Below are 13202 nucleotides of genomic sequence, written 5' to 3' on the forward strand. Positions count from 1 at the left end.
TACCATCGAGGACTGTTTGAGCGAATCAAGGTACCCCGTGGTCCCGCCCGAGGGAGACCCACAACTATGACTGAACAAGTTACCGACAACCGCATGGGCGCGCCGGTGGGGCCCGATGAGGGCCAGGAGGTGTACGACCTCGCCATCATCGGCGCGGGCCCAGCCGGTCTCACGGCGGCGCTGTACGCGGCCCGCGCCGGACTCTCCACCGCGCTATTCGAGCGCCTCTCCCCCGGCGGCCAGTGCGCCCAAACCGAGCACTTGGAGAACTACCCCGGCTACACCCGATCCACCAGCGGCTTCGAGCTATCCATGGACATGTACGATCAGGCCCTCTCCTTCGGGGCGAAGGCCATCATGGAAGACGTCACCTCCGTGGACTTCTCCGCCGAGCCCAACAAGCTCGTCACGCCCTTCAACACCTACTTCGCCCGCACGGTCATCGTGGCCACGGGCGCGGTGGCCAGCCAACTCGGGCTGCCCCGCGAGGATGAGCTGCGCGGCCGCGGCGTATCCTATTGCGCCACCTGCGACGGCAACTTCTATCGCGACAAGGACGTGGTGGTCGTGGGCGGCGGCAACACGGCGGCGGCCGACGTCATCTACCTCGCGCGCATCTGCCGCAAGGTGTACCTGGTGCACCGGCGCGACAAGCTGCGGGCCACGGCCATCTACCATGAACGCCTACGCGAACTCGGCAACGTCGAGTTTTGCTGGGACAGCGTTGCCGAGGAGTTCATCACGGGCGAGAACGGGCGCGTGACGGGACTCAAGCTGCGCAACGTGAAGACTGACGACGAGCGAGTGCTTGCCGCCTCGGCCGTGTTCATCGCCATCGGCATGAGGCCCTACATCGCTTTTTTGGAGGGCGACCTGGAAACCGATGGCGGAGGCTATATCGTCGCCGACGCCATGGGCAGAACCACGATGCCCGGCGTGTTCGCCGCCGGCGACGTGCGCACCAAGGAGCTGCGTCAGGTGGTCACCGCCGTGGCCGACGGCGCCAACTGCGCCCAGTCCGCCTCAGAGTTTCTGGAGGCCAAGGAGGCCATTGAAGAGGCTCCCTCGGCGGTATAAAGACGTCCGAGCGTCGAAATCCCATTCATAAAAGAAGCGCGCCCGGATCCCGAAAAGGATCCGGGCGCGCCGTGTTGACCGACCGCGGCCCTAGTCCGTCGGGAAAAAGACGTCCATGCGGGCGTCTTCTTTCTGCTTGCCAGCGAGCGTTCCCACCACCATGAGGACGCCGGCTGCCGTCACGCCGATGACGATCTGGTGCAAATCGGCCACTTTGAAGCCCGCGGCCATGGCGGCGCAGTAGGCCAACGTGCCGCCGGCGAGCGAGAGCAGAGCGCCCGTGGCGTTGGCCCGCTTCCAGAACAACCCGCAGACAAGCACGAACAGAAACGCCGTCTCCAGGCCGCCGAAGGCGAACATGTTGATCTTCCAGATGACGTCTGGCGGCACGATGGAGAGCACGAACACGAGCAGGCCCACCGCCAGCGTCACCGCCTGGCTGGAAAGGGCGACGGAGCGCTGGGAGGGCGCGTGCCCGCGGTCGTCGCACCAGTGCAGATAGACGTCCTTGATGATGGCCGAGGACGACGAGATGAGCAGCGATGACACCGTGGAAATGGACGCGGCCACAGGTCCTATGATGGCGATGCCCGCCAACGCCGGCGGCAGCGAGGCCGTGATGACCGTCGGGATGATGTTGTCCACGCTGCCCCCGTAGGCGGCGAGGTCCTCCGTAAGAACACCGGCTGTAAGCACGCCGAGCGAGGTGACGCCGATCATCATGGCGCCGATGATGACGGTGCCCCAGATCATGGCGCGGTGCAGCGACTTCACGTCCTTGTAGCCCATGGTGCGCACCACCGATTGGGGCAGCACGAAGGTGAACACGCCCACGAGCAGCCACTGCGTGAAGTACAGAGACGGCGGCATGGCGCCCCCGGCGAAGGGCTCAAGCATCTCCGGGGAAGTCTCCTTGATGGAGGTCATGATGGCCTCGTAGCCGCCCCCGGCAGATAAAATGCCCCCGGCGAGTACCACGATGCCCGCGAGCATCATGATGCCGCACAGGGCATCGGTCACGGCCACGCCGCGAAAGCCGCCAATGGTGGTGAACAGGATGACCGCCACCCCGAACAGCGCCAGGCCCACCAGGTAGGAGTACCCGGTCACCGCCTCAAAGAGCTTCGCGCCGCCGACGAACTGGGCCACCATGGTGGCGGCGAAGAACAGCACGATGACGAGCGCCGATAAGTTCGCGAGTGCATTGGACCCGTAACGGGCGCGGATGACGTCCACTACCGTGACGGCGTCCAGCTTGCGGGAGATGAGCGCCATCTTCTTCCCGAAGATGCCGTAGAGCAAAACGAGCGCCGTCACCTGCACCACGGCCATGTACACCCAGCCGAAGCCGATCTGCCACGCCTGGCCGGGGCCGCCCACAAAGGAGCTCACCGAGCCGTAGGTGGCGATGGTGGTCATGGCCAGCACGAAGCCGCCAAGGGCACGGTTGCCGATGAAGTAGCTGTTGACGAAGCCGCCCCCGGCCGCATCAGCGCGGTGACGCACGACGATGCTCGCCGCCAGGGCAACGAGGAGGAAGAGGATAAGCGGGATGAGGGAGGCGAGACTAGCCACGGCGGGCCTCCTCCCCTTCAGCGTCCGTTGCGCCGGCAGTGGCTGCACCGACTACAGCCTCGGCATCATCGTCGAGGCTGAAATCCGCGAAGACGCAGCGGGCAAGCACGACGGCGCAGACGATAGCCGCGATCCATGGACCGATTGTGCCTCCGATGATCCACAGCGGCGTCGAGAACACCTCGATGCCGCAGCCGGCAAGCCCGATACCACCCACAAGCCACACAGCCACGATGACCGCCAGCGCGATGACGGTCGCCACCGCCTCCCGGTTGGCCTGGCGCATCTTGGCGCCATAGGTGGAAAACGTTCTCCTCATGCCCATCTCCTCTCGCCACCGGCCTTCCGCCCCCTTCGGCATCCGGCCCCTTCGATCCCGCATTCGTTCCTCCGGAACGCAAAAAGCTCCGAGGGCAGTGTACCCTCGGAGCCTTGCGTTTGACGCGGTGTTACCTATAGTTTCTGGCTATAGGTCTAGATGGCGGCATCCCTGATCACGTCGATGAACTTCTGACGATCCCACTGGCCCAAATCGCCCTCCGAGCGCTCGCGCACGCTGACGAGCTTCTCCTCGACCTCCTTGTCGCCCATGACGATCATGTAGGGGATCTTCTGGCTCTGGGCCTTCGCGATCTTCACCTTCATGGGCTCGTTCTGATCCATGACCTCCACGCGGCCGCCCACGGCCTTAAGCTCGCCGGCGAACTCGGCCGCCGCCTCCTTGTGGCGGTCGGCGATGGGGATGACGGCTACCTGTACCGGGGCCAGCCACAGCGGCAGCGCGCCGGCATAGTGCTCGATGAGGATGCCGAGGAAGCGCTCGATGGAGCCGAAGATGGCGCGGTGCAGCATCCAGGGGGTCTCCTCGGTGTTGTCCTCGGTGCGGTAGGTCAGCCCGAAGCGCATGGGCATGTTGAAGTCGATCTGCACCGTGGAGCACTGCCAGGTGCGCCCGATGGCGTCCTTCACCTTGATGTCGATCTTCGGCCCGTAGAAGGCGCCGTCGCCCTCGTTGATGTCGTAGGCGAGACCCCGGCGCGCGCAGGCCTCCTTCAGCGACTCGGTGGCGTGCTCCCACATGTCGTCGGTGCCGATGGACTTGTCCGGGCGCGTGGAGATCTCGGCCTCGTAGGTGAAGCCGAAGGTGCCCATGATGTAGTCGACCAGCTCCAGGATGGCGACTACCTCGTCGACCACCTGGTCTTTGGTGCAGAAGATGTGGGCGTCGTCCTGGGTGAAGCCGCGGGCGCGCAAGAGGCCGTGGACCACGCCGGACATCTCGTGGCGGTACACGGTGCCGAACTCGAAGTAGCGCAGCGGCAGATCGCGGTAGGAGTGCAGCTCGTTCTTGTAGATGATCACGTGCCCCGGGCAGTTCATGGGCTTCACGCCGTACTCGGAGTAGCGAGGCTCCTCATCGGTGCCCTCGTTGATCTGGAAGAAGTACATGTTCTCGTGGTAGAAGCCGTAATGGCCGGAGGTCTTCCACACATCCGCGTTGTAGATGTGCGGAGTGATGACCTCCTCGTAGCCGCGCTCGTACAGATCGCGGCGCAGCCACTCCTGCAGGGTGCGGATGACGCGCGCGCCCTTAGGGAGGTACAGCGGCAGGCCCACGCCGGCCATGGGCTCCATCATGTAGATGCCCAGCTCGCGCCCGAGCTTGCGGTGGTCGCGCTTCTCGGCCTCCTCCAGGTTGTGCAGGTACTCTTCCAGCTCCTTTTTGCTGAAGAACGCCGTGCCGTAGATGCGGGTGAGCATCTCGTTGTCCGAGTCGCCCTTCCAGTAGGCGCCGGCCACCTTGGTGAGCTTGTAGGCGCCGAGCTTGCCGGTGTCGGGCACGTGCGGCCCGCGGCACAGGTCGGTGAAGTCGCCGAGCTGGTAGATGGAGATGGTCTCGTCCTCGGGCAGCTCGTCGATGAGCTCGAGCTTGAGCGGCTGGTCGGCGAAGATCTCCCGCGCCTCGTCGCGGCTGACCTCGCGACGGACGATGGCGGCGCCGGACTTGGCGATCTCGGCCATGCGGGCCTCAATGGCGGCGAAGTCGTCCGGCGAGACGGTCACGCCCTCGGGCAGCTCGATGTCGTAGTAGAAGCCGTTCTCGATGGCCGGGCCGACGCCGAACTTCACACCGGGGTACATATCGGTGAGGGCGGCGGCCAGAAGATGGGCCGTGGAATGGCGCATGAGCCCGAGGCCCTCGTCGCTCTTGGCGGTGACGATGGCCACGGAATCGCCGTCGGAGACGACGGCGTCCAAGTCGACGGGGGTGTCGTTGACGATGCCGGCCAGCGCCGCGCGGGCGAGCCCCGCGCCGATGGAGGCGGCCACGTCGGCGACGGTGGCGCCCTCTTCCAGCTCCTTGACGGATCCGTCGGGCAGTACGATGTTCATGGAACTCCTTTCCTCGCGCCGGGCGCGCACAGAGCGCCTGCGCGGTTTCCGCCGGGGCGTTGACTACCCCGACTCCGTTTCGAAGCACCGGGATTCCGATGCTCCCCTATTAAAACAGAGCCGCACTGGGGCGGCTCTGCCTTTAGGCTAACTTGTTGAAAAAAACCTAGCCCTGGCTGGCCGGGCGGCTCTGACGCGCCTGGCCGGAGGGGCGACGCTGACGCGTGGCATGCGGAGCAGGGGCGCCCACGGGTGTGGCGCAGTAAGGGCAGACCGTCCAAGAGGGCTCAAGCGCGTGGTTGCAGCGCATGCAGAGGTTCTTCAGTTGCGTGTGGCAGTTCGGGCACAGGACAAAGTCCGCCTCTACGGGATAGCCGCAGTTGGCGCATTCGCCGTACTTCATGAGCTGGCGCTGTTTGAGCGCGATCTCCAGCTCCTGCTCGTCGCGATCGAGCTGGAGCAGTGGAGGGCGCAGCAAGCAGTAGGCCACCAAGCCCAGCACCGGCACGAGCGCCACCACGGCCCAGATGTACCAGGCGGTGCCGCGCAGATAGGCGTCGCGCACGACCCACACGATGGAAAGCACGTACAAAATGACCAGCAGAACCAAGACAACAGTAAAGGCCGCCTGCATCTCCGGCGTCCACAGCTGGGCAAGAAGCTCGCTCATATCAACCTCTTCTGATTCGAGTGCAATTGATGACGTGTCGGCCCATTATAGCAAACCTGCAAGCAAGTGAACCCCACCTGCACGAACGCACCGCATATTCCGCCGAGGGCGAGAGACGAAAGCACATTGGTTGCTGTTAGAGGATGAGCAACTTCAGACTCCCAGTTCCCGGAAGAGCTCGTCGCGACGAGCGGGATCGGACGCCGCTTGCGCAAGGTCGTCGACACGGCCGGCCTCTATGAGCCGGGATGCCAGGGCGGCGAATCGCGCGGAACCCTCCTCGCGACCTTCTTGGCGACCTTCTTGGCGACCTTCTTGGCGACCTTCCTCGCGCGCCTCCTCGCAGGCTATGCGGCCGTTTATGCGCTCGCGCCGCGCGGCGTTCTCCACGATCGTGCTCACCGACCACACCTTGTCCACCCACTCTCGATCCTCGTTGGCCCGCCCGACCGCTGCCTCTATCTTGCGCGAGAGCGATCCCAGGGCCTTGCCCGTCTGGGCATATCTTAACAGATCGAGCAGATCGCCGCCCGGCGCGTCCTCCCATGCCCGGGCGTTCAGCGCGAGCCAGTGCGAGGCATCCCCGAGCCGCAATTCGTGGACCTCGTCGCATCGGCGCTCGAGGTGGTAGACGGGCAGGTCGTACCCGAAGGGATCCTGGCTGCACAGGAAGACGACGAAGCTCTCGGGCAGCCGGTCGTAGTCGTCCCCAGCGGGAAGCTCCCTCACATCCAGGACAGCCTGGTAGTACCGGAAGCGCTTCCCGGCAGAGCCAAACCGCAGAAATGACGCGAGAATGTCCCGTTTCGCTCCCCGCGCTGACCGCAGTCGCGTCGCAGCGCATTCTCACCGCGCGAAGTTGCAAAACTCCGTAGGGGCGGCGCTTGCGCCGCCCTCCCAAAAAAGGGAGATTCACGAAACTGAAAAGGGGCGACCAAGGTCGCCCCCTACGGATCAAATCACGAGTAATGCGGAATTGAAAAAGCTTAGCCCAGCTCGGCGATTTGGGCATCCAGGCGGGCGAGCTTGTCGGTGAGGTCGGCTAGTTTGGCGCGGTCCTTCTCGACGATCTCGGGGGCCGCCTTCGTCAGGAAGCCGGGGTTGGAGAGCTTCTTCTCGAACTTGGCGGCATCCTTGGCCACGCCCTCGCGCTCCTTCACGAGGCGGGCGCGCTCGGCGGCGAAGTCCACATGCCCCGCCAGCACGATGTACACCTCCAGGCCGCTTCCCAGCACCACAGCGGACTCGGCGGGCTTGGAAGCCTCCACGGCCACGTCGAACTCCTCCACGTTGGCGAGCTGGCGCACCAGGTGCTCCTGGGCGATAAGCAGCGCGGCGTCGGCCTCGTCGGCCACCTTCACGGCCACGGGCAGCGCCGTCTTCGGGGAGATGCCGTAGCGCGCCCGGGTGGAACGCACGGCACCGACCACCTCGCACACCATGGCAATGGCCCGCTCGGCATCCTCGTCCACGTAGGCGGCGAGCTCGCCCGCATCGGGCCAGGCGGCCACGATGAGCATCGGCGCCGCATCATCCTCCTTGGGCATCTCGCCGTAGACCTGCTCGGTCACGAACGGCATGATGGGATGCAGAAGGCGCAGGATCTGCCCCAGCACGAACACGAGGTTACGTTGGCACGCGGCGCGGTCGGCCGGATCGGCATCCGCTCCCAAACGCGCCTTCGAGAACTCGATGTACCAGTCGCAGAACTCGTTCCACACGAAGCTGTACAGCTCGCGGGTGATCTCGCCGAACTCGAAGTTGTCGTAGGCCGCGTCCACCGCAGCGACGATCTTGGCCAGCCGCGAGAAGATCCAGCGGTCGGCCGGCGTGGTGGGCTCCGGAGCGCCGGGCTCGTACCCCTCAAGGTTCATGAGCACGAAGCGGCTCGCGTTCTTCACCTTGTTCGCGAAGTTGCGGGAGCTCTCCAGCTTCGCCTCGTTGAACTTCAGATCCTGGGCGCCGGTCACCTGCATGAGCAGGCCGAAGCGCATGCCGTCGGCGCCGTAGTCCTCCATGAGGCGCAGCGGATCGACGCCGTTGCCGCGGCTCTTCGACATGGGCTTGCCGTCGGCGGCCATGACCGTCGGGTGAATGATGACGTCGTCGAAGGGAATGGTCTCGTCGCAGCAGTACATAGAGGCCATGACCATGCGCGCCACCCAAAGTCCCATGATGTCGCGAGCCGTGGAGAGCACCTGAGTCGGGTAGGCGTCGCGCATCTGCGGGGCGTCCATGCCCTCCTCCGTCCAGCCCATGGTGGCAAAGGGCCACAGCTGGCTGGAGAACCAGGTGTCCAGCACGTCCTCGTCCTGGCGCACCGGCGCGCCGCAGACTGGGCAGACCTCGATCTCCTCCACCGAGGCATCCTCCCAGCCGCAGGTGTCGCAGTAGAACATGGGGATGCGGTGGCCCCACCACAGCTGGCGGGAGATGCACCAGTCCTTCAGGTTCGCGAGCCAGTCCAGGTACACCTGCTTCCAGCGAGCCGGATGGAACTGGATGGAGCCGTCCTCCACCACGCGGGCCGCCGGCTCCTTCAGGGCGTCCACGGCCACAAACCACTGCTCGGACTCCCAGGGCTCCAGCTTGGTATGGCAACGGTAGCAGGTCATGACGGAATGGTCGTGATCCTCCACGTGATCGAGCAGGCCCAGCTCGTCGAAGGCGGCCACGATGGCCTCGCGGGCCTCGTCGCGGTCCATGCCGGAGAACTTCCCGTAGCCTTCCACGACATGGGCCGTCTCGTCGAAGATGTTGATGCGCTCAAGCCCGGCGCGCTCCCCCATCGCCCAGTCATTGGGATCGTGCGAGGGGGTCACCTTCACGCAGCCCGTGCCGAACTCGGTATCCACGTGCCAGTCGGCGAAGATGGGGATCTCGCGGTCCACGAGCGGCAACTTCACCGTCTTGCCGACGAGATGTCCGAAGCGCTCGTCCTTGGGGTTCACGGCCACGCCGGTGTCGCCGAGCATCGTCTCGGGGCGCGTGGTGGCGACGACCAGGTACTCCAGGCCACACGCCGGCTCGGTAAGCGGGTAGCGCAGGTACCACAAATGCCCCGACTCGTCCACGTACTCGGCCTCATCGTCGGCGATGGCCGTGGTGCAGTGCGGGCACCAGTTCACGATGCGCTTGCCGCGGTAGATGATGCCCTCGTGGTACCAGTCGGTGAACAGCTTCCGCACGGCGCGCACGTAGGCCGGCTCCAGCGTGAAGTGCTCGTCGGAGTAGTCGCAGGAGCAGCCCATGCCCTTGATCTGGTTCACGATGGTAGTGCCGTACTCGTCGCGCCACTTGTAGCATTCCTCGACGAAGGCCTCGCGGCCGATTTCCAAACGCGAGATGCCCTGCTCGGCCAGGCGCTTGTCCACCTTGGTCTGGGTGGAGATGCCGGCATGGTCGGTGCCGATGATCCAGCGGGTTTGGAAACCGCGCATGCGGGCGCGGCGGATGCAAGCGTCCTGGATGGTGTCGTTCAGCGCGTGCCCCATGTGCAGCACGCCGGTGATGTTCGGCGGCGGGATGACGATGGTGTAGGACTCCCCCCCGTGCTCGCCGAAGCCCGGCGTGCGCTGGAAGTAGCCGGCGTCCTTCCACGCCTCGAAGATGGGCCGCTCCATGGCGGCGTAGTCGGTGGACTTCTTCTTGTCCTCGGACATAGGCCCTTGCCCTCGCTTTCCCTGATTGCTCGGTATAAAACAAGGCGGGCGGCACGCACGCGGCCGCCCGCCAGATTGCCTTGGGCGATTATCGCACAGAAGGCCCGCTGCCTTACGCAGAAAGAGCCACCTGAGCGCTTCCGTCGGCGATCTCGACGATCTCGGGGCGCGTCTCGCCGGCGATATCGCTCGCGCGCACCGTGACGGAGGTGGCGCCCTTGTGCTCCGGCAAGTCGTACATGACGTCCATGAGCACGCGCTCGCAGATGGAGCGCAGGCCGCGGGCGCCGGTGCCGTGTTCCACCGCCTCATGGGCGATGGCGGAAAGCGCCGCCGGCTCGAAGGTGAGGCGCGAGTCCTCGAACTCGAACATGCGGGTGTACTGCTTGACGAGCGCGTTCTTCGGCTCGACGAGGATGCGGACGAGATCCTCCTCCGACAGCTCGTTCAGCGACGTGATGACCGGGATGCGGCCCACGAACTCGGGGATCATGCCGTACTTGTTCAAGTCCTCCGGCAGCACCTTCTTCAGAAGCTCGGCCTCGGACTCCTTCTTGGAGGCGGGCAGCTCGCTGGCGAAGCCGAGGGACGTGGTTCCCACGCGCTGGGCCACGATGTCGGCCAGGCCCACGAAGGCACCGCCCAGAATGAACAGGATGTTCGTCGTGTCGATGGGGATGAGCTCCTGCTGGGGATGCTTGCGGCCGCCCTGGGGAGGCACGCTCGCCTCGCAGCCCTCGACGATCTTGAGGAGCGCCTGCTGGACGCCCTCGCCGGACACGTCGCGGGTGATGGAGAGGTTCTCGGCCTTGCGGGCGATCTTGTCGATCTCGTCGATGTAGATGATGCCGATCTCGGCCCGGGGCACCTCGAAGTCGGCGGCGGTGATGAGCTTGAGCAGGATGTTCTCCACGTCCTCGCCCACGTATCCCGCCTCGGTGAGCGTGGTGGCGTCAGCGATGGCGAAGGGCACCTTCAGCGTGCGGGCCAGCGTCTGGGCCAGAAGCGTCTTGCCCGAGCCGGTGGGGCCGATGAGCATGATGTTCGACTTGGCCAGCTCCACGTCGCCCTCCTGGGCGGCGGCGCCCATGGAGATTCGCTTGTAGTGGTTGTAGACGGCCACGGAAAGGGCGCGCTTGGCCTCCTCCTGGCCGACGACGTGCTCGGACAGGCGCGCGTACAGCTCGTGGGGCGTCGGCAAATCTCCCAGCACCTCGGCCGGCGAGGGGGCGTTGTCGACCACGGGACTGGCCTGGCGCTCGACCTGGGCGGCCGGCGGGTTCATCCAGCCCATGCGGCGGGGATCGTCCTCCAGCATCTCCACCTCCTGGGCCATGGCGTAGCCCATGTCCCGCATCATAGCGTCGGCGCACACCGAGATGCACTCGTCGCAGATGTAGATGCCGTTGGGGCCGGAGATCATGGCGTTGACCTGGTCTCCGGTCTTGCCGCAGAAGGCGCAGAAATAATTGGTGTCAGTGGGGCCGTAATTGTCGTGACGATGGTTCATGGGGTCTTATTCGCTCTTCTTCTCTCCGGGCATGGCGCCGTGATGGTAGATGATCTCGTCGACGAGGCCGTATTCCTTGGCCTCCTCCGCGGTCATGTAGTTGTCGCGCTCGGTATCGAGCTGAATCTTCTCGATGGATTGGCCGGTGTTCTCGGACAGGATCTTGTTCAGACGCTTGCGCGTCTTCAGCATGAAGTCGGCCACGATGGCGATTTCCGTCTGCTGGCCCTGGGCGCCGCCCAAGGGCTGGTGGATGAGCACCATGGAGTTCGGCAGCACGAAGCGCTTGCCCTTGGTGCCCGAGGAGAGGAGCACCGCGGCCATGGAGGCGCACTCGCCGATGCAGATGGTGGACACGTCGCACTTGATGAAGTTCATGGTGTCCAGAATGCCGAGGCCGGCCGTGACCGAGCCGCCGGGCGAGTTGATGTACAGGGAGATGTCCTTGTCCGGATCGGTGGCCTCCAGGTGCAAAAGCTGCGCCACGACCGAGTTGGCCACGTGGTCGTCGATCTGCTCGCCCAGGAAGATGATGCGGTCGTTGAGCAGGCGGCTGTAGATGTCGTAGCTGCGCTCGCCGCGCGGCGACTGCTCGATGACGTAGGGGATGAGGGCGTTGCTCGGGCGGACCAGGCCGCTCTGCATACGTTCGATGCCCATAGATACCTCGCTTTCGTAAATAGGGCCGCTCGCAGCGGCCTTCACATAGTTCAAGATCATATTGCTATACATCCGTTCGCAGCGCAAGACTCCTAGCGAAAATAGCAGAAGGGGCGGTGACCCGCCCCTTCGAAACCTGCTAGCTGGAAGGCTACTCGGCGGCCTCTTCGGCCTCGTCCTTCTTGGCGGCCTTCTTCTTCGCCGGCTTCTTGGCGGCCTTCTTCTCCTCGGCGGCCTTGGCGGCGAAGTCCACCTCGGTCACATTCGCGTTCTCCATGAGATCCTCGATGGCCTTCTGGCGCAAAAGACCGGTGCGGATGAGGTGCAGACGGCCGGCGTCGCGCCACTCCTGCTCCAGCGCCGCGGGATCCTCAACGCCGGTCTTGGCGAACTCGGCAGTGACGTCCTCGTCGGTGATCTCCATGTTGTTGTGGCGCGCCCACGCCTCGAGCGCCAGCTCTTCCTTCACCTGGTCGGCGGACTGGGCCTTCAGGTCGGCCTTGAACTGGTCGGGCGTGATGTTCTGGCTGGCCAGGTAGGCGTCGAAGGTCATGCCGGCCTGCTGCAGCTGGCCGAAGAAGTCCTGGAGCAGCGATGTCTCGGCCTGCTCGACGAGCGACTCGGGCACATCGCCCTCGACGCGGTCGCGCAGCTCGACCATGATGTTGTTCTCCTTGATGCGCGGCATCAGCGAGCCCTTCTGCGCATTCAGCGACTCCTTGATGCGCTCGCGCATGTCCTCGACGGACTCGAAGCCCATCTTCTCCTTGGCCCACTCGTCGGTGACCTCGGGCGTGACCTTCTTCTTCACCACGTTGCAGGTGACCTCGAAGGTGACAGGCTTGCCTGCCTGCCCGGCCAGAAGCACGGCCGTCTCGTCCTCGGGAATCTCGAGCGTGAACTCTTTGGTCTGGCCCTTCTTCATGCCGAGGATCTCCTCGTCGAAGGCCTCGGAGAACATGCCGGTGCCCGGGCCGTACAGACGGGACTCGCTCGCGAGCGCGGCGATCTCGTTGCCGTCGGCGTCGGTGGCCTTCATGGTGAGGTCGGCGTAGTTCTCCGGCTTCATCTTGGTAGCGGCGGAAGCGTCCTCGTAGTCGGTGTAGTGCTCGGCCATGGCCTCGACCTGCTCGTCGATCTCGGCATCGGTGGCCTCGGCGAAGGGCATCTCGATGGCCACGGGCTCGTAGCTGGTAAGCTCCACCTCGGGGCGCAGCTCGATGGTGAAGGAGTACTCGTAGGGCTCGCCGGCCTTCACGATCTCGTTGGTCTCCATGACCGGGCCGCCCACCGGGGCGAGCTTGGCCTCGTCGATCGCGGCCGTCCACGTGCCGTTCAGCAGCTCCTCGGTGACGGTGCCGACGACCGCCTCGGCGCCCAGCGCGTTGTCGATAACCGGGCGCGGGGCCTTGCCCTTGCGGAATCCCGGGAAGTTGTACTTGCGAGCGAAGTCCTTGTAGGTTTTCTTGATGCGGCCGTCGATATCGGCGGCGTCCACCGTGACGGTGACCTTGACCTTGTTGCCCTCCAGGGACTCAACCTTAGTTTCCACGAATAGTTCCTCCATCGTTTCCTGACACGGTACGGGCTTATCGCCCGCGCGAACACTTCCTCGGCGATCCGCCACGGGAATCCGCCGCGGAAGCGCACGGTT

At 65.0% G+C, this 13202-nt stretch carries 10 protein-coding genes; 1 reads left to right on the forward strand and 9 read right to left on the reverse strand.

What is annotated here, in order from left to right:
- The first annotated feature begins 66 nt into the window (after nt 1–66).
- Nucleotides 67–1077 (forward strand): thioredoxin-disulfide reductase, encoded by a 1011-nt coding sequence (gene trxB / locus ACW4LP_RS01850; RefSeq protein ID WP_455803412.1) that lies wholly within the window; start codon nt 67–69, stop codon nt 1075–1077.
- A gap of 90 nt (nt 1078–1167) precedes the next feature.
- Here trxB and panF read toward each other — a convergent pair whose 3' ends face one another.
- The 9 genes from panF to tig all read right to left on the reverse strand — a co-directional run bounded on the left by panF (nt 1168) and on the right by tig (nt 13100).
- Complete coding sequence (gene panF, locus ACW4LP_RS01855) at nt 1168–2652, reverse strand: sodium/pantothenate symporter (RefSeq protein WP_114540264.1); 1485 nt, start codon at nt 2650–2652, stop codon at nt 1168–1170.
- Nucleotides 2645–2971 (reverse strand): YhdT family protein, encoded by a 327-nt coding sequence (locus ACW4LP_RS01860; protein ID WP_227069584.1) that lies wholly within the window; start codon nt 2969–2971, stop codon nt 2645–2647. The genes panF and ACW4LP_RS01860 overlap by 8 nt, the downstream gene beginning before the upstream one ends.
- 155 nt (nt 2972–3126) lie before the next feature.
- Nucleotides 3127–5046, reverse strand: a complete 1920-nt coding sequence (gene thrS / locus ACW4LP_RS01865; RefSeq protein WP_114540263.1) for a threonine--tRNA ligase — start codon at nt 5044–5046, stop codon at nt 3127–3129.
- 166 nt (nt 5047–5212) lie between these two features.
- Nucleotides 5213–5716: a zinc ribbon domain-containing protein gene (locus ACW4LP_RS01870; protein WP_022740006.1), complete on the reverse strand. Its 504-nt coding sequence runs from the start codon at nt 5714–5716 to the stop codon at nt 5213–5215.
- A gap of 153 nt (nt 5717–5869) precedes the next feature.
- A complete protein-coding gene (locus tag ACW4LP_RS01875) occupies nt 5870–6445 on the reverse strand; it encodes a hypothetical protein (RefSeq protein ID WP_415979157.1) in 576 nt (191 codons plus the stop codon).
- A gap of 257 nt (nt 6446–6702) precedes the next feature.
- Nucleotides 6703–9378, reverse strand: coding sequence for a valine--tRNA ligase (locus tag ACW4LP_RS01880; protein ID WP_455803413.1), 2676 nt, complete (start codon nt 9376–9378; stop codon nt 6703–6705).
- 112 nt (nt 9379–9490) lie between these two features.
- Nucleotides 9491–10888, reverse strand: coding sequence for an ATP-dependent Clp protease ATP-binding subunit ClpX (gene clpX / locus ACW4LP_RS01885; protein ID WP_022740009.1), 1398 nt, complete (start codon nt 10886–10888; stop codon nt 9491–9493).
- A 6-nt stretch (nt 10889–10894) separates the two neighbouring features.
- Nucleotides 10895–11533, reverse strand: a complete 639-nt coding sequence (gene clpP / locus ACW4LP_RS01890; protein ID WP_227069706.1) for an ATP-dependent Clp endopeptidase proteolytic subunit ClpP — start codon at nt 11531–11533, stop codon at nt 10895–10897.
- Nucleotides 11534–11699: 166 nt separating this feature from the next.
- A complete protein-coding gene (gene tig, locus ACW4LP_RS01895) occupies nt 11700–13100 on the reverse strand; it encodes a trigger factor (protein ID WP_227069597.1) in 1401 nt (466 codons plus the stop codon).
- Nucleotides 13101–13202 lie beyond the last annotated feature (102 nt).

The organism is Adlercreutzia sp. CNCM I-6215 (assembly GCF_977072315.1).